Below are 24,613 nucleotides of genomic sequence, written 5' to 3'. Positions count from 1 at the left end.
GGAAACGGGGAGCCCAGGGGGCACCAGGACGACCGAGGCCGGAGCGGGGACCGTGGAGGCCGCGGCGACCGCGGCGGCCGGTCCGGAGTGGACCGGGCTGCCGCCGGGGCTGCTGCGGATGCGGCGACTGCTGCTGGTGGTCTGGCTCGGGCTCGCGGCCGTCGCCGTCGGGCTGGTGCTCGGCCTGTGCGTCGGCCCCGCGTGGGCCGCCTTCGCGCTGCTGCCGCTGGCCGGGACCGGCTGGGGCTGGGTGCTCCTCGGCCGCAACTGGCGCTCCTGGCGGTACGCCGAGCGCGCCGACGACCTGCTGATCAGCCGGGGCGTGCTGTGGCGTGAGGAGACCGTCGTGCCGTACGGCCGCATGCAGCTCGTCGAGGTGACCTCCGGGCCCGTCGAACGGCACTTCGGGCTCGCCAGCGTCCAGCTCCACACCGCGGCCGCCGCCACCGACGCGACGATCCCCGGTCTCGACCCGGCCGAGGCGGAACGGCTGCGCGACCGGCTCACCGAGCTCGGCGAGGCCCGATCGGCGGGCCTGTGACCGCCCAGGACGTCGAGGACGACGTCCCCGTGGCGGCGGTACGGCCGGCCGTCGCCGAGCGCCGGCTGCACCCCGTCACCCCGTTCCGGCGCGCCTGGGCGCCCGTCGCCGTGCTCGTCGGCTGGGCGGTGCACGACCCCGACCAGGCGCAGGAGCAGCTCACCCGGCTGACCACGACGACCCTGCTGATCGCGCTCGCCGTGCTGGTCCCGGCGTCGGCCGCGTACGGCTTCCTGACCTGGTGGTTCACCCACTTCGCGGTGACCGACAACGAACTGCGCATCCGCACCGGCCTGCTGTTCCGGCGCACCGCGCACATCCGTCTGGAGCGCATCCAGGCGATCGACGTGACCCAGCCGCTGCTCGCCCGGATGGCGGGGGTGGCGAAACTGCGGCTCGACGTCGTCGGCGCCGAGAAGAAGGACGAACTCGCCTTCCTCGGCGAGGACGAGGCACGCGCGCTGCGGGCCGAACTGCTCGCGCGGGCGGCGGGTTTCGCCCCCGAGACGGCGCACGAGGTCGGCGAGGCGCCGGCGCGCGAGCTGCTCAGCGTCCCCGCGCGCGAGCTGCTGATCGCGCTGGTGCTGACCGGTTCGGCGTGGGGAGCCGTCGCCGCCGCCCTGGTCGTCCCGCCCGTCCTGTGGCTGCTCACCCACAGCGTGGTGACGGTCCTCGCGACCGGCCTGCCCCTGCTCGGCGCGGCGGGCGCGCGCAGCGCCGGACGGTTCGTGGGCGAGTACGACTGGACGGTCGCCGAGTCCCCGGACGGCCTGCGCATCGACCGGGGGCTGCTGGACCGCACGCACGAGACGGTGCCGCCGGGGCGGGTGCAGACCGTGCGGATCGTGCAGCCGCTGCTGTGGCGGCGCCGCGACCGGGTGCGCGTCGAGCTGGACGTGGCGGGCTCGGCCAACTCCGTGCTGGTGCCGGTCGCCCCGCGCGCGGTCGCGGAGGCCGTCGTCGCGCGCGTGCTGCCCGGGGTGACCGTGCCGGCGGCGGACTCGCTGTCACGCCCGCCGCGCCGGGCCGGGCGGTGCGCGCCGCTGTGGTGGCGGGGGTACGGCATCGCCGTCACGGACGCCGTGTTCGCCACCCGGCACGGACTGCTGCACCGCACCCTCGCTCTCGTGCCCCACGCCAAGGTCCAGAGCGTACGGCTGACGCAGGGCCCCTGGCAGCGGTTGTGGGGGCTCGCCGCCGTCCATGTGGACACGGGGGCCGACAAGACCGTCACAGCCCGTCTGAGGGACGCTCAGGAGGCCGCGGAGCTGCTGCACGCGCAGGCCGAGCGGTCCCGCACCGGCCGCCGGGACGCCCGGCCCGACCGCTGGATGGCGTGACGCCCACAAGCCGAAGGGCCGTGCGGTGACCGCACGGCCCTCGGTGCCACCAGGGGTGACGACGGGTCAGGACACCGCGCTGCGCAGGCCCTGGAGGTCGATCACCTCGGTCTCGTCGTGCGCGGTCAGGTCGATGACCTGGCCGACGCCGCGCGCCTCCTCGCCGGCCGGCTTGAACTCCGCCTCGGCCTCGGCCTTGTGCAGCGCGAGCGCCTCCTGGCCGACGACGTCGGCGAGGTCCTCGTTCTGCACCGAGTCCAGGGCGTCCGGCGTCGCGCTCTTCGTACCGAAGAAGTCGAACCCGCCCTCGACCAGGGGACGCCGCACCGGCTGCGCGGCCGGGACGACGGCCACGGCGGTCGGCACGGTGAAGTGCCCGGACGGCCGCACCACGGGCGCGGCGGGCCGCGGGACGAGCGCGGCGGACAGGGCGGACACGGCGGGGACAGCCGACGCCGACGCCGACGGGGCGGGGGCGGTGGCCACGGCAACGGCGGCCGCCGGGGCGGCGGTTCCGGAGCCGGTGGGCGTGGACTCGACCCCGGAGGGGGTCCGGTCGGCGGCGTCAGCCGGGGAGGCGGCACGCTCGGCACGAGCCACCGGGGACGCCGTACGGCCGGAGCCGACCGGAGCCACGGCACGGCGCTCGGCAGCGGCCGGCTCGGCGTCAGCCGGGGAGGCGGCGGTGCCGTCGGTGGCCGCACCGTCCGCGTTGGTGCCGTCGGAGGCGGCCTCGTCCGCGTCCGTCCGCGTCGATGCCGGAGCGGTTCCGTCCGTCGCCCCGCCCTCGTCGGTCCCGTCGGCCGTGTGGGGGGCGACCGCGCGCGTGTGCTCGTCGGCCGCCTCGGGCTGCCCCTCGGCCTCGTCCTCCTGGGCGGAGTCCTCGCCACCGGCCTTGCCGGACGGGACCTTCACGGGCTCCTGGTCGCCGGAGTCGTCGGCGGCCTCGGCGACGGCCGCGTCCGGGTCGAGCTTCGCCAGCGCCGACCGCGCCCGCGCGTACAGCTGCGCCCCCTCCTTGGAGAAGGCCGCCGGGGTCTTGGTCTCCTCGGCCTCGGGCGTCTCGGACGTCTCGGCGACCGCGGTGTCCGTCCCCGTCCCGTTCTCGGCCGACTCCGGCTCCGCCCCGCCCGCCGGAGGCAGCGCGTGCGGCTCCGGATCGGCCGTGTTCTCTATCTCGAGCAGCCGGCGGCCCTCCAGGGCGCTGGCCCGCTCGGTCTCCGCCGTGGCGTAGCGGCGCAGCAGCGCGGCGTGCTCGTTGCGCAGGCCGGCCAGTTCGGCGCGCTTGGAGCGCAGCCGCTTCTCCAGCTTGCCGCGCAGCTCACGCGATTCGTCGAGGTCGGTCTCCAGCTCGGCGACCCGCTCCTCGAAGCGCCACTCGTCGCTCGCCCGCGCGCGCGTGAGGTCGGCGACCTGTTTGCCGGCGTAGGTGTCCCAGCGGCGCAGGACGGCGGCCCCCACGATCGCGGTGGCCGCGGCGACGGCCGCGACGACGCGGAGCACGGCGGGATCCGAGAACACCCAGGGGCCGAAGGCGCAGATGAGGGAGACGCCTGCGATCGCCGAGGGAGGCAACAGCCTGTGCAGTGGCGGGGAATGGCGGTGACGTCCACGTGGCATGGCCAGAAACTTACCGCGCGTAGGCGAATGTTGGCGCCCCGCCCCGTAAAAACACAGCCATACCGAAGCCTTCACAGGCCACGGAAGCCCGCGGAAGTCAAGATCAATTACTCAGCCGGCCACTGAGCCACTCCAGGGCGGGCGGGATCTCGCGGCGCCAGGTGTTGAAGTTGTGCCCGCCGCTTTCGAGAATGATCGACGAGATCCGGGTCCGGTCCGTGGCCTTCGCCAGGTCGATGAAGTTCAGCGTGGCCTTGTAGTTGGACTCTCCGACCTTGCTCGTGGTGACGAGCAGCGAGGTGTCCGGAGCGGAACGATTCTTCAGAAACCAGCGCAGATCGGCCTCCTTGCGCAGGGTCTCGTCGCCGTGGAACAGGTCGCCGGTGGTCGGATCGGTCGGCGCCTTGTAGTACGCCGACAGCCCCACGCCCGCCGCGTACGCCTCCGGGTGGTGCATCGCGAGCTTCAGGGCGCAGTAACCGCCGGTGGAGTCCCCGATGATCCCCCAGCTCGACGGCTTCTTGCCCACCCGGTAGTGGGCCCCGACCGCGTCCGGCAGGTCCTTGGCGAAGAACGACTCCGTCTGCGGTCCGCCCGGGATGTCCACGCACTCCGTGTCCCGCGGCGGAGCCACCGTCGGCCGCAGCATCACCAGGATCATCGGCTGCATCCGCCCGTCCCCGGCGAGCTGCCGCGCGGTGCGCGGGTAGTGCAGCTTGTCGACGAGCGCCTCGGCCGTACCCGGGTAACCCGTGAGGACGACGGCCACGGGGAACGTGCGCGTGCGGTTCCGCGCGGCGAAGTACTCGGGCGGCAGATACACGTAGGCGGGCGTGCTGATGTGCGTCGTACGGCCCGACAGCACCACCTTCTGGATCTGCCCGCCGAAGTCCGGCCGCCCGCCGCCGCCTTCCACCCGCCGGCTGTCCACGACCCGCAGCGGCCCGGCCGGGGCGCCGTTCGTGTGGTCGACGACCACACCCGGCTCCGTCTCCCGGCCGAGCAGGTCCGCCCAGCTGGCGTAGAAACCGAAGGCCTGATTGGCGGACAGGCCCACGGACACGAAGAGGGCGAGCTGGATGGAGAGCAGCATCCCGACGCGGCCGCCGACGGCCCGCCAGGAACGCCGCGCCAGCCGCGGCCACAGCCATACCGTGCCGGCGAAGAGCGTTAAGGCGAACAGGACTGACAACAGCAGCACTGTGTTGCTCGTGAGACCCATACAACGGTTTCCTGCCTGATCCTGGCCCGGGCGCACATCCGTTCCCCCCGACTCCTTCGCGAGGGCTTGTCCCGGACTTTCCTTGGCCTTTTCAGCGGCTTTGAAGAGGGGAGTGAACCTCTCTCCCCGAGACACCGTCCTAGAGGGCGCAATGTCGCCGGTTGCCCGAATCGGGTCCGGATCCAAGGTCTCTCGCGGAACTACGGGATGCGATGTCTGTCAGGGAAGATGGGGAAATGTCGGGCGGGGTTCCGAACCGATCAAGCCGGGTGCGGCCGCTGATGCGCGGCCCGCGCCCCGAGTCCGTACCCGCCCTCGTCGGCAGAGCCTGTGCCCTCGTGGGACTGCTGGACGTCGCGGCGGGCATCTTCCCGCGGTTCCGGCAGAGCCGTATGCACACGCTCGCCGAGGTGCTGCCCGGCTCGTTCGGCCCGTTCGCGGCGGCGCTCTCGCTCAGCGCCGGCGTCCTGCTGCTCCTGCTCGCCCACGGGCTCAAGCGCAGCAAGCGGCGCGCCTGGCGGGCGGCGGTGGCGCTGCTCCCGGCCGGTGCGGTCGCCCAGTTCGTGTACCGGCACTCGATCGTCGGCGCGGTCATCTCGCTCGCGCTGCTGATCCCGCTGATCGTCCACCGGGACCAGTTCAGGGCCCTGCCGGACCCGCGCAGCCGGTGGCGCGCGCTCGCCAACTTCGTCCTCATGGGCGCCGGTTCCCTCGTCCTCGGACTGGTCATCGTCAGCGTCCACCCGCGGCGCATGATCGGCGACCCGAGCCTGGCCGATCGCATTACCCACGTCCTGTACGGCCTCCTCGGCTTCGAGGGCCCGGTCGACTACCAGGGCAGCACCTCCTGGACCGTCGCCTTCTCGCTCGGCGCCCTCGGCTGGATCACCGCCGTCACCACCATCTACCTCGCCTTCCGGCCCGAGCACCCGGCCGCCCGCCTCACCGGCGAGGACGAGGCCAGGCTGCGCGCCCTGCTGGACCGGCACGGCCGCCGCGACTCCCTCGGCCACTTCGCCCTGCGCCGCGACAAGGCCGTGGTCTTCTCCCCCAGCGGCAAGGCCGCCGTCACCTACCGCGTCGTCTCCGGCGTGATGCTCGCCAGCGGCGACCCCATCGGCGACGTCGAGGCCTGGCCCGGCGCCATCGAGCGCTTCATGGACGAGGCCAAGGCGCACTCCTGGACGCCCGCCGTCATGGGCTGCTCGGAGACCGGCGGCGAGGTGTGGACCCGTGAGACCGGCCTCGACGCCCTCGAACTGGGCGACGAGGCGGTGGTCGACGTGGCGGATTTCTCGCTCGCCGGCCGCGCGATGCGCAACGTCCGGCAGATGGTCAAGCGCATCGAGCGCGCCGGTTACGAAACCCGCGTACGTCGTGTCCGTGACCTCGGCGAGGCCGAGCTGGAGCGGATCCGGCTGGCCGCGGAGGACTGGCGCGGCACCGACACCGAGCGCGGCTTCTCGATGGCGCTGGGCCGCGTCGGCGACCCCGCCGACGGCGACTGCCTCATCGCCACCGCCCACAAGGCCGACGAGACGCCCGGTCCGTACGGCGACCTGAAGGCGATCCTGCACTTCGTGCCCTGGGGCACCGACGGCGCCTCCCTGGACCTGATGCGCCGCGACCGCGCGGCCGACCCCGGCATGAACGAACTCCTCATCGTCGCCGCCCTCCAGGCCGCCCCGAAGTTCGGCATCACGCGCGTGTCGCTGAACTTCGCGATGTTCCGCTCGGCGCTGGCCCGCGGCGAGAAGATCGGCGCGGGACCGGTGCTGCGCGCCTGGCGCGGACTGCTGGTCTTCCTCTCCCGCTGGTTCCAGATCGAGTCCCTGTACAAGTTCAACGCCAAGTTCCAGCCGCGCTGGGAGCCCCGCTTCGTGGTGTACCGCGCCTCGGGCGACCTGCCCCGCATCGGCTTCGCCGCCATGCAGGCCGAGGGCTTCGTGAACCTGGCCCTCCCCCTGCCCCGCTTCCTGCGCCGCCGCTCCCGGCCGGCCCGCGCGTGCGCCCACGGACTCACCGAGAGGCAGGACGTACGGGCCGCCTGAACCGGCGACCGCCCACCGGGCCCCCGTCCCCACCCGGACCGGCCCGGGCGCAGGCCCCGCCCCTCTCCCAGCCCCGGGGCCCGCGCCCGGGCCTCCCGGCGTCCCGGCGCCCCACGGGGCCTACGCTGAACGTATGAGCAAGCAGAGCGGGCGCGGGCAGGTCGCCGGCCTTCCGGACTGGGACCGCTGCGCGGTCATGGGCGTCGTCAACGTGACACCCGACTCCTTCTCCGACGGCGGCCGCTGGTTCGACACGACGGCCGCCGTCAAGCACGGCCTCCAGCTCGTCGCCGAGGGCGCCGACCTCGTCGACGTCGGCGGCGAGTCCACCCGCCCCGGCGCCACCCGGGTCGACGAGGCCGAGGAACTGCGCCGTGTCATCCCCGTCGTCCGGGGCCTCGCCTCCGAGGGCGCCGTCGTCTCCGTCGACACCATGCGCGCCTCCGTCGCCGCCCAGGCCCTCGCCGCCGGCGCCGTCCTCGTCAACGACGTCAGCGGCGGCCTCGCCGACCCCGCGATGATCCCGGCCGTCGCGGAGGCGGGCGCCCCCTTCGTCGTCATGCACTGGCGCGGCTTCCTGGCGGGCGGCAACGTCAAGGGCTCCTACGAGGACGTCGTCACCGAAGTCGTCGACGAGCTGCACGCGCGCGTGGAGGCCGTGCTCGCCGGCGGCGTCTCACCCGACCGGATCGTCGTCGACCCCGGCCTCGGCTTCTCCAAGGAGGCCGACCACGACCTCACCCTGCTCGCCCATCTCGACCGGCTGCATGCCCTGGGGCACCCGCTGCTCGTCGCCGCATCCCGCAAGCGCTTCCTCGGCCGCGTCCTGGCCGGCCCCGAGAGCGCGCCCCCGCCGGCCCGCGAGCGCGACGCCGCCACCGCAGCCGTCTCCGCGATCGCCGCGCACACCGGCGCGTGGGCGGTGCGCGTGCACCAGGTGCGCGCGACCGCCGACGCGGTACGGGTCGCCCGCGCCGTGGAAGGAGCGCGGTGACCGCCCCCCACACCGACGTCGAGCAGGTCGAGGCCGCCAACACCGCCTTCTACGAGGCACTGGAACAGGGTGACTTCGACGCGGTGTCCGCGCTCTGGCTCACCCCCGCCGACCTGGGCGTCGACGAGGAGTACCACGACCCCGCGGACACCGGCGTGATCTCCTGCGTGCACCCCGGCTGGCCGGTGCTGACGGGGCGCGGCGAGGTGCTGCGCTCGTACGCCCTGATCATGGCGAACACCGACTACATCCAGTTCTTCCTCACCGACGTGCATGTCTCGGTCACCGGCGACACCGCCCTGGTGACCTGCACCGAGAACATCCTCAGCGGCGGCCCGGCGCCCCGCGCGGGCGAGGAGCTCGGGCCGCTCGTGGGCCAGCTCGTGGTCGCCACCAATGTGTTCCGCCGCACCCCCGACGGCTGGAAGCTCTGGTCGCACCACGCCTCCCCGGTCCTCGCCGGCAACGACGACGAGCCGGACACCGACGAGGACGACGACAGCCCTTCCTGACGCCGGCCGGAGAAGTGGCTGGAATCACGAACCCGTGAGCAGCCGCGGCCACCAACCCCTGAGCCACCGGCTTCACCAAGGGAAACAGCGGGTGAAGACTGCGCCGCGGGCCGCCCTCCCCGCGCGCCCGCCGCCCGGCCCCGCCGGTGCGCGCAGGTAGATTCGTCCGGGTCGACCGACGATTGCAGAAACGATTGCAGGAGGGATGCGCGTGGATCGTGTCGCGCTGCGCGGCCTGAAGGCCCGCGGGTACCACGGTGTGTTCCCCGAGGAACGCAGGGAGGGCCAGACCTTCGTCGTGGACCTCGTCCTGGGCCTGGACACCCGGCCGGCCGCCGCCGACGACGACCTGGCGAAGACCGTGCACTACGGCATCGTGGCGGAGGAGGTCGTGGCCGTCGTCGAGGGCGAACCGGTCAACCTCATCGAGACGCTCGCCGAGCGCATCTCCCAGGCCTGTCTGCGGCACGAGGGGGTACAAGAGGTCGAGGTCGTGGTCCACAAGCCGAACGCCCCGATCACGGTCCCCTTCGACGACGTGACCGTCACCATCACCCGGAGCCGAGTATGACCGCGTCCTTCACCGAGGGTCACAGCGACCCGACCGTTCAGCCGGTGCCCGCCTCCGTCGTCCAGCAGGTGGACGCCGCCGACACCACCCTGCACAACCCCAAATGGGCCGTGCTGTCCCTCGGCGCCAACCTCGGCAACCGCCTGGAGACCCTCCAGGGGGCCGTGGACGCCCTGGAGGACACCCCGGGCGTCCGGGTCAAGGCGGTCTCCCCGGTGTACGAGACGGAGCCGTGGGGCGTCGAGCCCGGCAGCCAGCCCTCGTACTTCAACGCGGTCGTCCTGCTGAAGACCACCCTGCCCCCGTCCTCGCTCCTGGAGCGGGCCCACGCGGTCGAGGAGGCCTTCCACCGGGTCCGGGACGAGCGCTGGGGCGCGCGCACCCTCGACGTCGACATCGTGGCGTACGCCGATGTCGTGGACGACGACCCGCAGCTCACCCTGCCGCACCCGCGCGCCCACGAACGCGCCTTCGTCCTCGCCCCCTGGCACGACGTGGACCCCGGGGCCGAGCTCCCCGGCCACGGCGCGGTGGCCGCGCTCCTCGACACGATCACCCGTGAAGGCGTCACCGCCCGCAAGGACCTGGAACTCCAGCTGCCCGAGTAGTCGTTAAGGTCAAGACGACCACCACGACACTCGTCCGCGGAAGGACCCGCGGAACCCGGGGGAGCTGAAGGGACACCGTGAGAGAGCTGCACATCAGGGTGCTGGCCGGCGTGTTCGTCGTGGCCGGCGTGCTGTCCTGGGCGGGCGCCCGCCTCTGGAACTCGATCGGGACCCTGCCCAGCGTCCCCCTGGCCGCCCCCATCGTCCTCGCCCTGATCGCCGTGGTCCTGCTGTCCACGGCGCTCTCGCTGCGCGCCCGCCTCAAGGCCCAGCGCGAGCGGCGCCCCGAGGCGAAGGGCGTCGACCCCCTCATGGCGGCCCGCGCGGTCGTCTTCGGCCAGGCCAGCGCCCTGGTCGCCGCCCTCGTGGCGGGCATGTACGGCGGCACGGGGGTCTTCCTCCTGGAGTCCCTCGACATCCCCGCCCGCCGCGACCAGGCCATCTACGCGGGCTTCTCGGTCCTGGCCGGCATCGCCGTCATAGCGTCCGCCCTCTTCCTGGAACGCGTCTGCAAGCTCCCGGAGGACGACGACCACGACAAGGGAGCCGCTTCCCCGGCCTGACGACCGGGGTGCGCCTCAGTGCGCCATGATCAGGCTCATCGCCTCGTTGCGCGTCGCCATGTCGCGCAGCTGACCGCGCACCGCCGAGGTGATGGTCTTGGCCCCGGGCTTGCGGATGCCCCGCATGGACATGCACATGTGCTCGCACTCGACGACCACGATGACCCCGCGCGGCTCCAGGATCTCCATCAGGGCGTCCGCGATCTGCGTGGTGAGACGTTCCTGCACCTGGGGACGGCGGGCGAAGACATCCACGAGCCGGGCCAGCTTCGACAGTCCGGTGATCTTCCCCGAGGTGGACGGGATGTAGCCGACATGGGCGACACCTCGGAACGGCACCAGATGGTGTTCACAGGTCGAGAACACCTCGATGTCCTTGACCAGCACCATCTCGTCGTGCCCCAGGTCGAACGTCGTCGTCAGCACGTCCTCGGGCTTCTGCCACAACCCCGCGAATATCTCCCGGTACGCCCGCGCCACCCGCGCCGGAGTCTCCTTCAGGCCCTCGCGGTCCGGGTCCTCGCCGACCGCGATCAGGAGTTCGCGTACGGCGTTCTCGGCGCGCTTCTCGTCGAACTCGCCGATGGAACCCTCGCCGTCCAGCGTCACGGGGTCGGTCATCTGCTGCCTCGTTCCTAGATGTTCGATGTTCCTAGATGTCCTACAACACCGTATGGATTCGGCCATATGGGAATGCCGCGCCCCCCAGGCTAGAACCTGGGGGGCGCGGCATCCATTCCGGGCCTGGTGGCGGCTCCGGGAGCGGGTCAGCTCTCGGGGCGGTCCTCCGGGGCGGGCTCGGTCACCGGGGCGGACTCCGCCGCGGTCGACTTCGCGGTGGAGATCGCGGGCGTCGCTCCGTTGGCGCCGTTCGTCAGGGCCAGCTCCTTGGGGGAGAGCACCGGCGGACGGGTGGACGGAGTACGCCGCGAGGAACCGGTCCAGGCGGGGCGCGCCGGGCGCTTGACGATGGCGGAGAAGACCTCGGCGATCTCCTCCTTGCCCAGCGTCTCCTTCTCCAGCAGCTGAAGGACCAGGTTGTCGAGGACGTCGCGGTTCTCGACCAGGATCTCCCAGGCCTCGTTGTGCGCGTTCTCGATGAGCTTCTTGACTTCTTCGTCCACCAGGGCGGCGACCTCTTCCGAGTAGTCGCGCTGGTGAGCCATCTCACGGCCGAGGAACGGCTCGGTGTTGTCGCCGCCGAACTTGATGGCACCCAGGCGCTCGGTCATGCCGTACTGGGTGACCATCGCGCGGGCGGTGGCGGTGGCCTTCTCGATGTCGTTCGCCGCACCCGTGGTCGGGTCGTGGAAGACGAGCTCCTCCGCCGCGCGGCCGCCCAGCATGTAGGCCAGCTGGTCCAGCATCTCGTTGCGCGTGGTGGAGTACTTGTCCTCGTCCGGGAGCACCATCGTGTAGCCCAGCGCACGGCCGCGGCTCAGGATGGTGATCTTGTGGACCGGGTCGGAGTTCGGGGAGGCCGCCGCGACCAGGGCGTGACCGCCCTCGTGGTACGCGGTGATCTTCTTCTCCTTGTCCGACATGATCCGGGTCCGCTTCTGCGGGCCCGCGACCACTCGGTCGATCGCCTCGTCCAGCATCTGGTTGTCGATCAGCTTCTTGTCGCTGCGCGCGGTGAGGAGCGCCGCTTCGTTCAGCACGTTCGACAGGTCGGCGCCCGTGAAGCCGGGGGTCCGGCGGGCGACGGCGGCCAGATCGACGTCGGGCGCGACCGGCTTGCCCTTCTGGTGGACCTTGAGGATCTCCAGCCGGCCCTGCATGTCCGGACGGTCGACCGCGATCTGGCGGTCGAAACGACCGGGGCGCAGCAGCGCCGGGTCGAGGATGTCGGGCCGGTTCGTCGCGGCGATGAGGATCACGCCGCCCTTGACGTCGAAGCCGTCCATCTCGACGAGGAGCTGGTTCAGGGTCTGCTCGCGCTCGTCGTGACCACCGCCGAGGCCGGCGCCGCGATGGCGGCCGACCGCGTCGATCTCGTCGACGAAGACGATCGCCGGGGCGTTCGCCTTGGCCTGCTCGAAGAGGTCACGGACCCGGGAGGCACCGACACCGACGAACATCTCGACGAAGTCGGAACCGGAGATCGAGTAGAAGGGGACGCCCGCCTCGCCGGCGACGGCGCGCGCGAGCAGGGTCTTGCCGGTGCCGGGCGGGCCGTACAGCAGCACACCCTTGGGGATCTTGGCGCCGACGGCCTGGAACTTGGCGGGCTCCTGGAGGAATTCCTTGATCTCGTGGAGTTCCTCGACGGCCTCGTCCGAACCGGCCACGTCGGCGAACGTCGTCTTCGGCGTGTCCTTGGTGATGAGCTTCGCCTTGGACTTGCCGAAGTTCATGACGCGGGAGCCGCCGCCCTGCATCTGGTTCATCAGGAACAGGAAGACGACCACGATGAGGACGAAGGGGAGCAGGGACAGCAGGATCCCGACGAAGGCGTTCTGCTTCGTCGGAGAGACCGTGTAGCCCTTGGGGATCTGCTTGTCCTGGTACTTGGTCTGCAGCGTGTTGGCGATGGTCACGCCCTGGTCGCCGATGTAGCTCGCCTGGATCTTCGAGCTGTCCTTGACCTTCACGCCGTCTTTGAGCGTGACCTTGATGGTCTGCTCGTCACCGGTGGTGAGTTTGGCCGACTCGACCTTGTTCTCGTTGATCGCCGCCACGACTTGGCCGGTGTCCACCGTCTTGTAGCCGCCGGACGAGCCGACGACCTGCATCAACACGACCACGGCAAGGACGGCCAGCACGATCCACATGACCGGCCCACGGAAGTATCGCTTCACGTCCATCCATACGGAGCGGTGTCGCCCCGTCCCTCCTGCCATAGTGAGTTTGATAAGACAGTTCTTCTGACGGTACCCCAGCTTTGTCGCGGGAAGCCGCACGGTCCGGCTGGCGAACCCGTCTGCATGCTCCAACGGCGCGAGGGCCGCCGGGGTTCCCGTACGTCCTACGGGTCTGTGACCGGGTGGGTTCAGCCGCCGTAGACGTGAGGCGCGAGCGTACCGACGAACGGGAGGTTGCGGTACTTCTCGGCGTAGTCGAGGCCGTAGCCGACGACGAACTCGTTGGGGATGTCGAAGCCGACCCACTCGACCTCGATGGCGACCTTCGCCGCGTCCGGCTTGCGCAGCAGGGTGCAGATCTTCAGGGTCTCGGGCTCGCGCGAGCCGAGGTTGTTGATCAGCCAGGACAGGGTCAGCCCGGAGTCGATGATGTCCTCGACGATCAGGACGTGCTTGCCCTTGATGTCGGTGTCGAGGTCCTTGAGGATCCGCACGACACCGGAGGACTGGGTGCCCGCGCCGTACGACGACACGGCCATCCAGTCCATGGTGACGGGGGTGGACAGGGCCCGGGCGAGGTCGGCCATGACCATCACCGCGCCCTTGAGCACACCGACGATCAGCAGGTCCTTGCCCTCGTACTCCGCGTCGATCTTCGCGGCCAGCTCGGCCAGCTTCGCGTCGATCTCTTCCTTGGTGATGAGCACCTGCTGGAGGTCGGCACCCATGTCTTTCGCGTCCACCCGCATCACTTTCGGTCGTCCCACCGGCCGGCCCGGACCCTCCGTGCGGAGGGTCGGGAATCAGCCTTGCCGAATCACCAGTCTGCCACCCTGCCGCTGGGCCACGACCTTGCCCGGGAGATTGATGGCTCCCTGGCCGCGCCAGCCGGTGATCAGCCGGTCGACCTCCTCGATGTGCCGCGCGAAGAGGGAACCGGCCGGCGCGCCCGCCTCGATGGCGGCGCGGCGCAGGATGCGGCGGCGGACGGCGGGCGGCAGGGCGTAGAGCTTGGCGCACTCCAGGAGGCCGGTCGCGTCCCGTACGGAGTCCTCGGCGCGGCGGGCCCAGGCGTCGAGGGCGTCGGCGTCGTCGCGGGAGAGCTGGGCCGTCCGGGCGAGTGCTTCGACGACGCCCTTGCCGAGGGCCTTCTCCAGGGCGGGCAGGCCTTCGTGGCGCAGCCGGGAGCGGGTGTAGGCCGGGTCGGCGTTGTGGGGGTCGTCCCAGACGGGCAGGGACTGGACCATGCACGCCTTGCGGGCGGTCTGCCGGTCGAGTTCGAGGAAGGGGCGGCGGTAACGGCCGCCGGCCCCCGAGACCGCGGCCATTCCGGACAGGGAGCGGATGCCGGAGCCGCGGGCGAGTCCGAGGAGGACCGTCTCGGCCTGGTCGTCGCGGGTGTGGCCGAGGAGGACCGCGGCGGCGCCGTGGCGTTCGCTGGCGGCGTCGAGGGCGGCGTAGCGGGCGTCGCGGGCCGCGGCCTCGGGTCCGCCGTCGCGGCCGACGGTCACGGCGGTGGACTCGACGGGGTCGAGGCCGAGTTCGCGCAGGCGCAGGACGACTTCCGCGGCGCGCAGGTCGGAGCCGTGCTGGAGGCCGTGGTCGACGGTGACGCCGCCGGCGCGGATGCCGAGCCGGGGGGCCTCGAAGGCGAGTGCGGAGGCGAGCGCCATGGAGTCGGCGCCGCCGGAGCACGCCACGAGGACGAGGGGCGCGGTCGGGTGGGTGTACGGCGCCGGTACGAGGGCGCCGGTGGCCGGGCCCGCGGGCCGGTGGTCGTTGAGGATGTCGTGGAGGACGCGGCGGACCGCCAGGCGTATCGCCGCGACCGCTGGATGGGGACCCATGTCCGGTTCCCTTCAAGAAGAGTTCGGGGGGTGAGCCCGAGGTCGGTCACGCAGAGTGTGTAGATGGTGACAGAACCGGGCCGCTCCCCGAGCATCGCACGCCTGTCGAGGGCTCACGGTCCCTCGGACGGGTGATTGAAGGGGCGTTTGCCTGCCATGGGCCGCGTCCGGCCCCCGGTGGTCCGCCGGGGCGCGCGGTACGGGGTCAGGAATCGGCCTTGCGGTGCACCCGGGAGACCCAGTCCGCGGGTTTGGCGATCTCGGCCTTGGTGGGGAGGGTGTTGGGGGAGGTCCACACGCGGTTGAAGCCGTCCATGCCGACCTGGTCGACGACGGACCGGACGAACCGCTCGCCGTCCTTGTACTGGCGGAGCTTGGCGTCAAGGCCGAGCAGTTTGCGCAGGGCGATGTCGAGGCGGGAGGCGCCCTTGGCGCGGCGCTGCTGGAACTTCTCGCGGATCTCGGAGACGGTCGGCACGACGTCGGGGCCGACGCCGTCCATGACGAAGTCGGCGTGGCCCTCCAGGAGGGACATCACGGCGGTGAGGCGGGCGAGGATCTCCCGCTGGGCCGGGGTCTGCACGAGTTCGACGAGGGAGCGGCCGCCGTCGTCCTCCTCGCCCTCGGGGCGTCCGCCGGCGAGGGACTGGGCGGCCTCGCGGATGCGCTCCAGGAAGGTCGTGGGGTCGACGTCGGTCTCCCCGAGGAAGGCCTGGATCTCGCCCTCCAGGTGGTCGCGCAGCCAGGGCACGGCGGAGAACTGGGTGCGGTGCGTCTCCTCGTGCAGGCAGACCCAGAGGCGGAAGTCGTGGGGGGCGACGTCGAGTTCGCGCTCGACGTGGACGATGTTGGGCGCGACGAGCAGCAGCCGGCCGCCGTTCTTGGCGCCGGCGGGGAGTTCGCGGGTGGCGGGGGCGAAGGTCTCGTACTGGCCGAGGACGCGGGAGGCGAGGAACGACAGCAGCATGCCGAGTTCGACGCCGGTGACCTTGCCGCCGACGGCGCCGAGGACCGCGCCGCCCGCGCTGGTGCCGCGGCGCTCCTGCATCTTGTCGAGGAGGGGCTTGAGGATCTCCCGGAAGCCGGCGACGTTGGCCCGGACCCAGCCTGGACGGTCGACGACGAGGATCGGCGTGTCGTGGGTGTCCTCGGTGCCCATGCGGGTGAAGCCGCGGACGTGGTGCTCCGAGGCCTTGGCGTGCCGGCGCAGTTCCGCGACGACGGTCCGGGCCTCGTCCCGGCTGACCTCGGGGCCCGGTCGCACGAGCCGGGTCGCGGTCGCGACCGCGAGATTCCAGTCGACCATCCCAGCAGAAGCAGCACCACCGATGCTCGTCATGCGTCAACCGTACGTGCTCTGTCCCGGTTGGGGCAGGCCGCGAGGGGTGGATCAGGGATACGTCAGGGTCGGGCGGCGCTCAGCGGCAGCCGCAGCCCGCGAGGGCCGTCGCGGCCTTGTCCAGGGCGGTCTGGGCCGCGGTCGGGTCGGTGGTGTCGGAGGTGAGCAGGGCGAAGGCGAGGAGGCGGCCGTCCTGGTCGACGACGGTGCCGGCGAGGGTGTTCACGCCGGTCAGGGTGCCGGTCTTGGCCCGTACGACCCCGGCGGCGCCGTCGGTGTAGCGGGTGGCGAGGGTGCCGGTGAAGCCGGCGACGGGCAGTCCGGTGAGGACGGGGCGCAGGGCGGGCAGGCCGGGGTCGCCGGCCTTGGCGAGGAGGGCGGTGAGCAGGTTCGCGGTGAGGCGGTCCGCGCGGTCGAGCCCGCTGCCGTCCTTGAAGACGGCTCCGGTGACGGGCAGGCCGAGCTTGTCGAGGCGGGCGCGGACGGCCTTGCCACCGCCGGCGAAGTCGGCGCGGAGGCCGGTCGCGACGGCGGTCTGGCGGGCGAGGGCCTCGGCGATGTCGTTGTCGCTGTTGGTGAGCATGCGTTCGATCACCGTGGACAGCGGGGGCGAGGAGACGGTGGCGAGTGTCTGCGCGCGCGTGGTGGCCTTCGAGGGGCCGGGGGCCGAGGACTTGACGCCGGCGGCCGCCAGGAACGCGGCGAACCTGCGGGTGGCGTCGGCGGCCGGGTCGTCCACCCGGGCCACGGGTCCGCTGGTGGAGTCGTCGGTGCGGCCCTCGTCGGCGCTCAGCGCGGTGACGGGCGCGAGGTTGGGGTTGACCCCGATGGGGTGAATCTGCGCGCCGGCGAAGAGGGTCGTGTCGTACGAGAGGGTCACCTGGGTGATGCCGCGTGCCTTGAGGGTCTTGGCGGTGGCCGTGGCGAGGGTGCGCAGGCTGGCCCAGCCCTGGGCGTCCGCGCGGGCGGTGAGGGTGGGGTCGCCGCCGCCGACCAGGACGAGTTCCCTGGTGTCGGGTTCGAGGGCGGTGCGGGTGGTGAGGCGGTGGTCGGGGCCCATCGCGGAGAGCGCGGCGACGGCGGTGGCGATCTTGGTGGTGGAGGCCGGGGTGAGTGCCGTGTCGGCCCCGGAGCCGTACAGGCGCCTGCCGGTGGCCACGTCGACGACGGCGGCGGTGTGCCGGGCGCCGAGGGCCGGGTCGGCCAGCAGGCGGTCCAGGACGGTCTTGAGGCCGGTGGTGGTGGGCAGGGCGTCCGGGGCGGACTGCACGGTGCCCGCGGCTCCGCCGAGGCCGGCGAGGACGGCGGCGGCGCTGGGGGCGGGCTTCGGCGCCCCGGCGGCGGAGGAGGACTTACCGGACGAATCATCCTTACGGCCGTGATCTGCGCCACCCGTGCGGTCCAGGGCGACTGCCCGGTCCCGCTCGGCCGTACGCTGACCGGTGCCGTCCCAGGGGCCGGCGGCGGTCACCACGCCCGCGGCCAGCGCCAGACCGGCGGTCGCCGCACCCGCGGTGTAGCGCCAGGAACCGGCGTGCGGTCCGGCCTTCGTGATCCGCGCGAGCCGGGGACCGGCCAGCCGCGTCAGCCGTGCGACCTGCGGCGCGGTGGCCCCCGCGACGCGCGCGAGTGAGGGTCGTACGATCCCTGCGGCACGTGCCAGACGCGGTCGTACGGCGTCCGTGATCCGCACCACATGCGGTCTCGCGGCTCGCCAAGGCCTCAGCTCCGGCACGACCACCAGCCCCTTTCGCGATCACACACCGGCGTGAGGGACACTTAATCACCAGAACTATGTGCTGATCATGGAGGAGCCACCGGTGGAGTTCGACGTCACGATCGAGATCCCGAAGGGTTCGCGCAACAAGTACGAGGTGGACCACGAGACGGGTCGGATCCGCCTGGACCGTCGACTCTTCACCTCGACCGCGTACCCGACCGACTACGGCTTCGTCGAGAACACCCTCGGCGAGGACGGCGACCCGCTGGACGCGCTCGTCATCCTGGACGAGCCCACCTTCCCGGGCTGTCTGATCCGCTGCCGCGCGATCGGCATGTTCCGGATGACGGACGAGGCCGGCGGCGACGACAAGCTGCTGTGCGTCCCGGCGACGGACCCGCGCGTGGAGCACCTGCGCGACATCCACCACGTGTCGGAGTTCGACCGCCTGGAGATCCAGCACTTCTTCGAGGTCTACAAGGACCTGGAGCCCGGCAAGTCCGTCGAGGGCGCCGACTGGGTCGGCCGTACCGACGCCGAGGCCGAGATCGAGCGGTCGTACAAGCGCTTCAAGGACCAGGGCGGTCACTGACCCGGCCTGATCCACCCCGCGTCGAGGGGCCGCACGCGCATGCGTGCGGCCCCTTCGCGTGTCCGTGCGGCTGCCCATGCGCATACTGAGGCACACGGAAGGCGTCGTTCAGGGAGCGTTTCGCAGTGACGGAGGCGGAGGACCGCAAGCCGCAGTCGGACGAGGCGAGGGGGTCCCACGACCCCGAGGTGACCTCCGAGTTCGCCGTACCGGCGGGGGTGGAGGTGCCGCCCGCCCCGGAGGCGGAGGGCTCGGCGTTCAGCCGCCCGAGCACGTACAGCGCGCGCGGTGCGCCGCCCGCGTTCACACCGCCGGGCGGGATGCCGACGGTGAGTCTCGCCAAGGACGTGCCCTGGCAGGACCGGATGCGCACGATGCTGCGGATGCCCGTGACGGAGCGGCCCGCGCCGGAGCCGGTCGGCAAGGCCGAGGAGGGCGGTCCGGCCGTCCCGCGCGTGCTCGACCTGACGCTGCGCATCGGTGAGCTGCTGCTGGCGGGCGGGGAGGGCGCGGAGGACGTGGAGGCCGCGATGTTCGCGGTGTGCCGCTCCTACGGCCTGGACCGCTGCGAGCCGACCGTCACCTTCACGCTGCTGTCGATCTCGTACCAGCCCTCGCTGGTGGAGGACCCGGTCACGGCGTCCCGGACGGTGCGCCGCCGGGGGACCGACTACACACGGCTGGCGGCCGTGTTCCGGCTCGTGGACGATCTGAGCGACCCGGAGACCCAGGTCTCCCTGGAGGAGGCCTACCGGCGGCTCGCGGAGATACGGCGCAACCGGCACCCGTATCCGACCTGGGTGCTGACCGGGGCGAGCGGGCTGCTCGCGGGGGCGGCCTCGGTGCTGGTCGGCGGTGACGCCGTGGTGTTCGTGGCGGCCCTGGTGGGCGCGATGCTCGGCGACCGGCTGGCCTGGCTGTGCGCGGGGCGCGGGCTGCCGGAGTTCTACCAGTTCCTGGTCGCCGCGATGCCGTCGGTCGCGATGGGCATCGTGCTGACGCTGACGCACGTCGATGTGAAGGCGTCGGCGGTCATCACCGGCGGGCTGTTCGCGCTGCTGCCGGGGCGCGCGCTGGTGGCGGGCGTCCAGGACGGGCTGACGGGCTTCTACATCACCGCCGCGGCCCGCCTCCTGGAGGTCATGTACCTGTTCGTGGGGATCGTCGTCGGGGTGCTGGTGATGCTCTACGTCGGCGTCCAGCTCAACGCCCGGCTCAACCCGGACGCGGTCCTGGGCGGCAGCGACCGGCCGCTGTGGCAGATCGGTTCCTCGATGCTGCTGTCGCTCACCTTCGCCGTCCTGCTCCAGCAGGAACGATCCACCGTCATGGCCGTCACCCTGAACGGGGGTGTGGCCTGGTGCGTGTACGGCGCCATGCGCTACACCGGCGAGATCTCGCCCGTGGCGTCCACGGCCGTCGCGGCGGGCGTGGTCGGCCTGTTCGGGCAGCTCCTCGCGCGGTACCGGTTCGCCTCCGCGCTGCCGTACACCACCGCCGCGATCGGGCCCCTGCTGCCGGGGTCGGCCGTCTACTTCGGGCTGCTGGCGATCGCTCAGAACGAGGTGGACACCGGGCTCGCCTCGCTGACCAAGGCGGCGGCGCTGGCGATGGCGATCGCGATCGGGGTGAACCTGGGGGCGGAGGTGTCGCGCCTGTTCCTGCGGATCGGCTCCGCCGAGAAGCGGCGGGCCGCCAAGAGGACGCGGGGGTTCTAGTGCCGGGCGCCTACTCATTCGGTGCGTCCGGCACGTCGGCGGGTGCGGGTGCGATGTGGCTTGTCGCGCCCACGCGGCGGAGCCGCATATCGATGCAGCCCCGCGCCCCTTTGGGGGCGCTGTCAGTAGCCCTGGTTCTGGTTGTGCGGGTACTGCTGCTGGCCGCCGTAGTAGTCGTTGCCGTAGGGCTGCTGCTGGGAGTAGTAGTCCTGGTTCGGCTCGATGCGGCGGAGCTGGGTCGTCGCGTCGTCCATGACCGGGTACGAGGGCTGCTGCTGCTGGTACTGCTGCTGCTCGGGGGCCTGGGGCGGGTTCTTCTTGGCCTGGGAGCGGGCCCGCAGGAACTCGATGACGATCGGGATCACCGAGATGAGGACGATCAGGATGAGGATCGCCTCGATGTTCTTCTTGACGAACTCGATGTTGCCGAGCCAGGAACCGAGGAGGGTCACGCCCGCGCCCCACAGGACGCCGCCGATGATGTTGAAGACCAGGAACGAGCGGTACTTCATGCCGCTGACGCCGGCGATGATCGGCGTGAACGTCCGCACGATGGGCACGAAGCGGGCCAGGATCAGGGACTTCGGGCCGTGCTTCTCGAAGAACTCGTGCGCCTTGGTGACGTTCTCCTGCTTGAACAGGCGGGAGTCGGGGCGGCTGAAGAGGGACGGGCCCACCTTCTTGCCGAACATGTAGCCCGCCTGGTCGCCCAGGATCGCGGCGACGCAGATCAGCGCGACCGCGCCCCACAGCGGGAAGTCCAGCTGGTCCGAGGTGATCAGCAGACCGGCGGTGAACAGCAGGGAGTCGCCCGGCAGGAAGAACCCGATGAGCAGACCGGACTCCGCGAAGACGATGAGCAGCAGGCCCCAGATGCCGAAGTTGTCGAGCAGGGTGTTGGGGTCCAGCCAGCTCGGTCCGAGGGCAAGGGTCGTCACGGTTCCGGGCTCCTGAGGGGTGAGGGCGGTCGGTGCGGCGGCGGGACCGCCCCAAACTATCAACGCAGCGCCACAGGACCAGGTTCCCAGGGCTTCCCCCAGGATGCACTGTGCCCCTCCTCGGTCAAAGCTGTGAACATGGGCATCGATGATTTCGGCGGCGGCCAGGGGCCCGAGCCGGACGTACTGGTCGTCACCACCAACGATGTGCCCGGGTTCCGGGTGCAGGAGGTCCTCGGCGAGGTCTTCGGGCTGACCGTGCGCTCACGGCACATCGGCAGCCAGATCGGCGCCGGTCTGAAGTCGATGATCGGCGGCGAGCTCAAGGGGCTGACCAAGACGCTGGTGCAGACCCGCAACCAGGCCATGGAACGGCTCGTCGAGCAGGCACGCGCGCGGGGCGCCAACGCGGTGCTGATGTTCCGCTTCGACGTGACCGAGGCGGCGGACGTGGGCACCGAGGTGTGCGCGTACGGGACCGCGGTGGTCCTGGCCCGGGACTGAGGCCCCGGGCCGGGACGGGCGTCAGCCGCGCGGGCCGCCGTTGCGGTCCGCGTTCGCCCGGATGGCCTGCTCCAGGTGCTCGGCGAGACCGGGCCGCAGGGAGTCGTAGAACGCCTTGAACCGCGCGTCGGAGACGTACATCTCCCCCAGTCCGCGGTGCATCTCGTACGGGCAGTCGAAGTACCAGGTGCCGATGTGGCGCCGGTGCTCCTCGGCCAGGTCCATCGCCGCCTCCCCGGTGGGCGGCTCACCGGCGGCCATCAGGGCGGCGTACCGCTCGTTCCAGGCCTCGACCTCGGCCTGGATGCGTTTCCAGTCGTCCTTGGTGTAGCGGGCGGCGCGGCGCTGCGACTCGGCGTAGGTCGCGGTGCCGCCCCAGCGTGCCTCCGCCTCCTCGGCGTACTGCTCGGGGTCCTTGTCGCCGAAGACCTCGAACTTCTCCTCGGGTGTGAGGTTGATGCCCATCGTGCGTGCCTCCATGGCGTGTTCGACGGCCGCCGCCATCTGCTGGAGCTTCTCGATCCGGGCGGTCAGCAGGGCGTGCTGCCGGCGCAGGTGCGCGCGGGGGTCCGCGGCCGGGTCGTCGAGCAGGGCGGCGACCTCTTCGAGCGGGAAGCCGAGCTCGCGGTAGAACATGATCTGCTGGAGCCGGTCGAGGTCGGCGTCGTCGTAGCGCCGGTGGCCCGCGTGGCTGCGGTCGCCGGGCACGAGCAGGCCGATCTCGTCGTAGTGGTGCAGGGTGCGCACCGTGATGCCGGCGAATCCGGCGACCTGTCCCACGGAGTAGCTCACGTCCTCCGCTCCTTCCGTTCCTTCCGTGTGCGTCCGTACGGGTTCCACGGTGGGTCCTCACGTCGCGTGAGGTGCAAGCCCGGGGCACGCGGGCCGGGCGGGCGTCCCGTCACAGCCTGTCACCCGTCCGGATGTCGCGTCCGTTTCGTCCGCTTATCGTGGGCCCGTGGCCCCGGGCCGCCCGGGCGCCGCCGGGGCGCCGATGTCCGGTGCGGACGGAACTCCGGTCCACCGCCACCCGTTCGACCTTTCAGGAGGCCCCCATGGCGTTGCACAAAGGTCCCGAGAAGCCCGACGAGCGCCCGCTGTCCGTGAACCCCTTCTACGGCGAGGCCAATCCGGTCAGCGGTATGACCGAGGCCCCGCCCAAGCACCGGCTGCCCGACAACCCGCTGGCGCCGATGGCGGCGTACCAGCTGGTGCACGACGAGCTGATGCTGGACGGCAACTCCCGGCTCAACCTGGCGACCTTCGTCACCACCTGGATGGAGCCGCAGGCCGGGGTGCTGATGGCGGAGTGCCGCGACAAGAACATGATCGACAAGGACGAGTACCCGCGCACCGCCGAGCTGGAGCGCCGCTGTGTGGCGATGCTCGCCGATCTGTGGAACGCGCCGGACCCGTCCGCGGCCGTGGGGTGTTCGACGACCGGGTCGAGCGAGGCGTGCATGCTGGCCGGAATGGCGCTCAAGCGCCGCTGGAGCAGGCGCCGTCCGGACTCCGGGGTCCGGCCCAACCTGGTGATGGGGGTCAACGTCCAGGTGTGCTGGGAGAAGTTCTGCAACTTCTGGGAGGTCGAGCCCCGGCTGATCCCCATGGAGGGCGAGCGCTACCACCTCGACCCGCAGGCCGCCGCCGACCGGTGCGACGAGAACACCATCGGGGTCGTCGGCATCCTGGGCTCCACCTTCGACGGGTCCTACGAGCCGATCGCCGAGCTGTGCGCGGCCCTGGACGCCCTCCAGGAGCGCACCGGTCTCGACATCCCGGTGCATGTGGACGGCGCGTCCGGCGCGATGGTCGCGCCCTTCCTCGACGAGGACCTGGTGTGGGACTTCCGCCTCCCGCGCGTGGCGTCGATCAACACCTCCGGGCACAAGTACGGGCTGGTGTACCCCGGGGTCGGCTGGGCGCTGTGGCGCGACAAGGAGGCGCTGCCCGAGGAACTGGTGTTCCGGGTCAACTACCTGGGCGGCGACATGCCGACGTTCGCGCTGAACTTCTCCCGGCCCGGCGCCCAGGTGGTCGCCCAGTACTACACGCTGGTGCGGCTGGGCCGTGAGGGCTTCAGGACGGTGCAGCAGACCACCCGGGACGTGGCCCGGAGCATCGCCGACAAGGTGGAGGCCCTCGGCGACTTCCGGTTGCTCACCCGCGGCGACGAGCTGCCCGTCTTCGCCTTCACGACGGCGCCGGACATCACGTCGTACGACGTGTTCGACGTGTCGCGGCGGATGCGGGAGAGCGGCTGGCTGCTCCCGGCGTACACCTTCCCGCCGAACCGGGAGGACCTGTCCGTGCTGCGGGTGGTGTGCCGCAACGGCTTCTCGGAGGACCTCGCGGACCTGTTCGTGGAGGACCTCACCCGGCTGCTGCCGGAGCTGCGCCGCCAGTCGGGTCCGCTGGACCGGGACAAGACCGCGGCGACCAGCTTCCACCACTAGAACGCGGAGAGCCGGTCAGTACACGGCGAGCCGGTCCACCAGCAGCTCCACCCTCGGTCCGGTGTCCTGGGGCGGCAGCCGGCCCGCCCGGGTCAGGGTGGCCAGCCCGTGCAGGGAGGCCCAGAACGTCTCGGTGAACAGCCCCGGGGGGACGCCTTCCCCGGCGACCTCGCCGAGGCACTCCAGCAGCGCGGCGAAGGCGTCCTTGAGGGGTTCCGGGGTGTCCTCCCGCGCGTACGCCAGACCGCCGTCGAGCTGGAAGATGGCGTCGTAGACCGCCGGGTTGCGTTCGGCGAAGTCGAGGTAGGCGCGGGCGAGGGCGTACACCCGGGCGCGCGGGCCGTCCGCGGCGGCGGTCGCGGCCCGCACCGCCGCGGCCATCTCGGTGGCGCCCTGGAGGGCGACGGCGCCGATGATCTCCCGTTTGCCGCGGAAGTGGCTGTAGAGGACGGGCTGGCTGTACTCGATGCTCTCGGCGAGCCGGCGGGTGGTGACCGCGTCCCAGCCCTGCTGCTCGGCGAGTTCGCGGGCCGTCGCCACGATGAGGCGCTCGCGCTCCGCCCGTTCCCGCCGCTTGCGTTCCTGTACCGACATGTTGCGATCCTAGCACCGCTAGACAAAAGAGCGGCAGTAGAACTAGCGTTGCCTCAACATCTAGCAACACTAGATATCA

General features: G+C 71.8%; 23 protein-coding genes. 12 read left to right on the top strand and 11 right to left on the bottom strand.

Annotated elements, in window-relative coordinates:
- Positions 1–118 precede the first annotated feature (118 nt).
- Together ABZ490_RS28960 and ABZ490_RS28955 are read left to right on the top strand one after the other, a co-directional pair.
- Complete coding sequence (locus tag ABZ490_RS28960; protein ID WP_358996213.1) at positions 119–541, top strand: PH domain-containing protein; 423 nt, start codon at positions 119–121, stop codon at positions 539–541.
- The gene (locus ABZ490_RS28955; protein ID WP_358996030.1) at positions 538–1,881 is read left to right on the top strand and encodes a PH domain-containing protein; all 1,344 of its coding nucleotides are present in this window, start codon (positions 538–540) and stop codon (positions 1,879–1,881) included. The genes ABZ490_RS28960 and ABZ490_RS28955 overlap by 4 nt, the downstream gene beginning before the upstream one ends.
- 66 nt (positions 1,882–1,947) lie before the next feature.
- On the opposite strand, the gene ABZ490_RS28950 is transcribed toward ABZ490_RS28955, so the two are convergent.
- Positions 1,948–3,501: a hypothetical protein gene (locus ABZ490_RS28950; RefSeq protein WP_358996027.1), complete on the bottom strand. Its 1,554-nt coding sequence runs from the start codon at positions 3,499–3,501 to the stop codon at positions 1,948–1,950.
- A 103-nt stretch (positions 3,502–3,604) separates the two neighbouring features.
- Positions 3,605–4,723 carry an alpha/beta hydrolase-fold protein gene (locus tag ABZ490_RS28945; protein ID WP_358996024.1) on the bottom strand — a complete coding sequence of 373 codons (1,119 nt, stop codon included), beginning with the start codon at positions 4,721–4,723 and terminating at the stop codon, positions 3,605–3,607.
- A 236-nt stretch (positions 4,724–4,959) separates the two neighbouring features.
- Here ABZ490_RS28945 and ABZ490_RS28940 point away from each other — a divergent pair, with 236 nt between their 5' ends.
- From ABZ490_RS28940 to ABZ490_RS28915, 6 genes are all read left to right on the top strand, one after another.
- Positions 4,960–6,774: a phosphatidylglycerol lysyltransferase domain-containing protein gene (locus ABZ490_RS28940; RefSeq protein WP_358996021.1), complete on the top strand. Its 1,815-nt coding sequence runs from the start codon at positions 4,960–4,962 to the stop codon at positions 6,772–6,774.
- A gap of 133 nt (positions 6,775–6,907) precedes the next feature.
- Positions 6,908–7,768, top strand: coding sequence for a dihydropteroate synthase (folP, locus tag ABZ490_RS28935; RefSeq protein WP_358996018.1), 861 nt, complete (start codon positions 6,908–6,910; stop codon positions 7,766–7,768).
- The gene (locus ABZ490_RS28930) at positions 7,765–8,280 is read left to right on the top strand and encodes a nuclear transport factor 2 family protein (RefSeq protein ID WP_358996015.1); all 516 of its coding nucleotides are present in this window, start codon (positions 7,765–7,767) and stop codon (positions 8,278–8,280) included. Before folP ends, ABZ490_RS28930 begins: the two co-directional genes overlap by 4 nt.
- A 211-nt stretch (positions 8,281–8,491) precedes the next feature.
- On the top strand, positions 8,492–8,851 hold the full coding sequence (gene folB / locus ABZ490_RS28925; RefSeq protein WP_358996012.1) for a dihydroneopterin aldolase: 360 nt from the start codon (positions 8,492–8,494) through the stop codon (positions 8,849–8,851).
- On the top strand, positions 8,848–9,459 hold the full coding sequence (gene folK / locus ABZ490_RS28920) for a 2-amino-4-hydroxy-6-hydroxymethyldihydropteridine diphosphokinase (protein ID WP_358996009.1): 612 nt from the start codon (positions 8,848–8,850) through the stop codon (positions 9,457–9,459). The genes folB and folK overlap by 4 nt, the downstream gene beginning before the upstream one ends.
- A gap of 77 nt (positions 9,460–9,536) precedes the next feature.
- A complete protein-coding gene (locus ABZ490_RS28915) occupies positions 9,537–10,022 on the top strand; it encodes a DUF3180 domain-containing protein (RefSeq protein WP_358996006.1) in 486 nt (161 codons plus the stop codon).
- A gap of 15 nt (positions 10,023–10,037) precedes the next feature.
- Here ABZ490_RS28915 and folE read toward each other — a convergent pair whose 3' ends face one another.
- The 6 genes from folE to dacB form a co-directional block, all read right to left on the bottom strand.
- Complete coding sequence (gene folE, locus ABZ490_RS28910) at positions 10,038–10,643, bottom strand: GTP cyclohydrolase I FolE (protein ID WP_358996003.1); 606 nt, start codon at positions 10,641–10,643, stop codon at positions 10,038–10,040.
- Between the two features lie 146 nt (positions 10,644–10,789).
- A complete protein-coding gene (gene ftsH, locus ABZ490_RS28905) occupies positions 10,790–12,829 on the bottom strand; it encodes an ATP-dependent zinc metalloprotease FtsH (protein WP_358996000.1) in 2,040 nt (679 codons plus the stop codon).
- Positions 12,830–13,014: 185 nt separating this feature from the next.
- Positions 13,015–13,575, bottom strand: a complete 561-nt coding sequence (gene hpt / locus ABZ490_RS28900) for a hypoxanthine phosphoribosyltransferase (protein WP_358996210.1) — start codon at positions 13,573–13,575, stop codon at positions 13,015–13,017.
- 54 nt (positions 13,576–13,629) lie between these two features.
- Positions 13,630–14,673 carry a tRNA lysidine(34) synthetase TilS gene (gene tilS / locus ABZ490_RS28895; RefSeq protein WP_358995997.1) on the bottom strand — a complete coding sequence of 348 codons (1,044 nt, stop codon included), beginning with the start codon at positions 14,671–14,673 and terminating at the stop codon, positions 13,630–13,632.
- A 205-nt stretch (positions 14,674–14,878) separates the two neighbouring features.
- Positions 14,879–16,012 (bottom strand): zinc-dependent metalloprotease, encoded by a 1,134-nt coding sequence (locus ABZ490_RS28890; RefSeq protein WP_358995994.1) that lies wholly within the window; start codon positions 16,010–16,012, stop codon positions 14,879–14,881.
- A gap of 79 nt (positions 16,013–16,091) precedes the next feature.
- Positions 16,092–17,708 carry a D-alanyl-D-alanine carboxypeptidase/D-alanyl-D-alanine-endopeptidase gene (gene dacB / locus ABZ490_RS28885; protein WP_358996207.1) on the bottom strand — a complete coding sequence of 539 codons (1,617 nt, stop codon included), beginning with the start codon at positions 17,706–17,708 and terminating at the stop codon, positions 16,092–16,094.
- 124 nt (positions 17,709–17,832) lie between these two features.
- Here dacB and ABZ490_RS28880 point away from each other — a divergent pair, with 124 nt between their 5' ends.
- Together ABZ490_RS28880 and ABZ490_RS28875 are read left to right on the top strand one after the other, a co-directional pair.
- Positions 17,833–18,324 (top strand): inorganic diphosphatase, encoded by a 492-nt coding sequence (locus tag ABZ490_RS28880; RefSeq protein ID WP_055637912.1) that lies wholly within the window; start codon positions 17,833–17,835, stop codon positions 18,322–18,324.
- A 125-nt stretch (positions 18,325–18,449) separates the two neighbouring features.
- A complete protein-coding gene (locus tag ABZ490_RS28875; RefSeq protein ID WP_358995990.1) occupies positions 18,450–20,042 on the top strand; it encodes a threonine/serine exporter family protein in 1,593 nt (530 codons plus the stop codon).
- Between the two features lie 122 nt (positions 20,043–20,164).
- On the opposite strand, the gene ABZ490_RS28870 is transcribed toward ABZ490_RS28875, so the two are convergent.
- Positions 20,165–20,980 carry a VTT domain-containing protein gene (locus ABZ490_RS28870; RefSeq protein ID WP_358995987.1) on the bottom strand — a complete coding sequence of 272 codons (816 nt, stop codon included), beginning with the start codon at positions 20,978–20,980 and terminating at the stop codon, positions 20,165–20,167.
- A 138-nt stretch (positions 20,981–21,118) separates the two neighbouring features.
- Here ABZ490_RS28870 and ABZ490_RS28865 point away from each other — a divergent pair, with 138 nt between their 5' ends.
- Positions 21,119–21,484, top strand: a complete 366-nt coding sequence (locus ABZ490_RS28865) for a YbjQ family protein (protein WP_358995984.1) — start codon at positions 21,119–21,121, stop codon at positions 21,482–21,484.
- 21 nt (positions 21,485–21,505) lie between these two features.
- On the opposite strand, the gene ABZ490_RS28860 is transcribed toward ABZ490_RS28865, so the two are convergent.
- Positions 21,506–22,276: a MerR family transcriptional regulator gene (locus tag ABZ490_RS28860; protein WP_358995981.1), complete on the bottom strand. Its 771-nt coding sequence runs from the start codon at positions 22,274–22,276 to the stop codon at positions 21,506–21,508.
- A 263-nt stretch (positions 22,277–22,539) separates the two neighbouring features.
- Here ABZ490_RS28860 and ABZ490_RS28855 point away from each other — a divergent pair, with 263 nt between their 5' ends.
- Positions 22,540–23,940 carry a glutamate decarboxylase gene (locus ABZ490_RS28855; RefSeq protein WP_358995978.1) on the top strand — a complete coding sequence of 467 codons (1,401 nt, stop codon included), beginning with the start codon at positions 22,540–22,542 and terminating at the stop codon, positions 23,938–23,940.
- Between the two features lie 15 nt (positions 23,941–23,955).
- On the opposite strand, the gene ABZ490_RS28850 is transcribed toward ABZ490_RS28855, so the two are convergent.
- The gene (locus ABZ490_RS28850; protein ID WP_358995975.1) at positions 23,956–24,534 is read right to left on the bottom strand and encodes a TetR/AcrR family transcriptional regulator; all 579 of its coding nucleotides are present in this window, start codon (positions 24,532–24,534) and stop codon (positions 23,956–23,958) included.
- Between the last annotated feature and the right edge of the window lie 79 nt (positions 24,535–24,613).

Origin of the sequence: Streptomyces sp. NPDC005811 (assembly GCF_040630405.1) — a bacterium.
Taxonomy (GTDB): Bacteria; Actinomycetota; Actinomycetes; order Streptomycetales; family Streptomycetaceae; genus Streptomyces.
The sequence above is the reverse complement of the archived record's forward strand: the minus strand, read 5'-3'. Positions and strand labels throughout refer to the sequence as shown.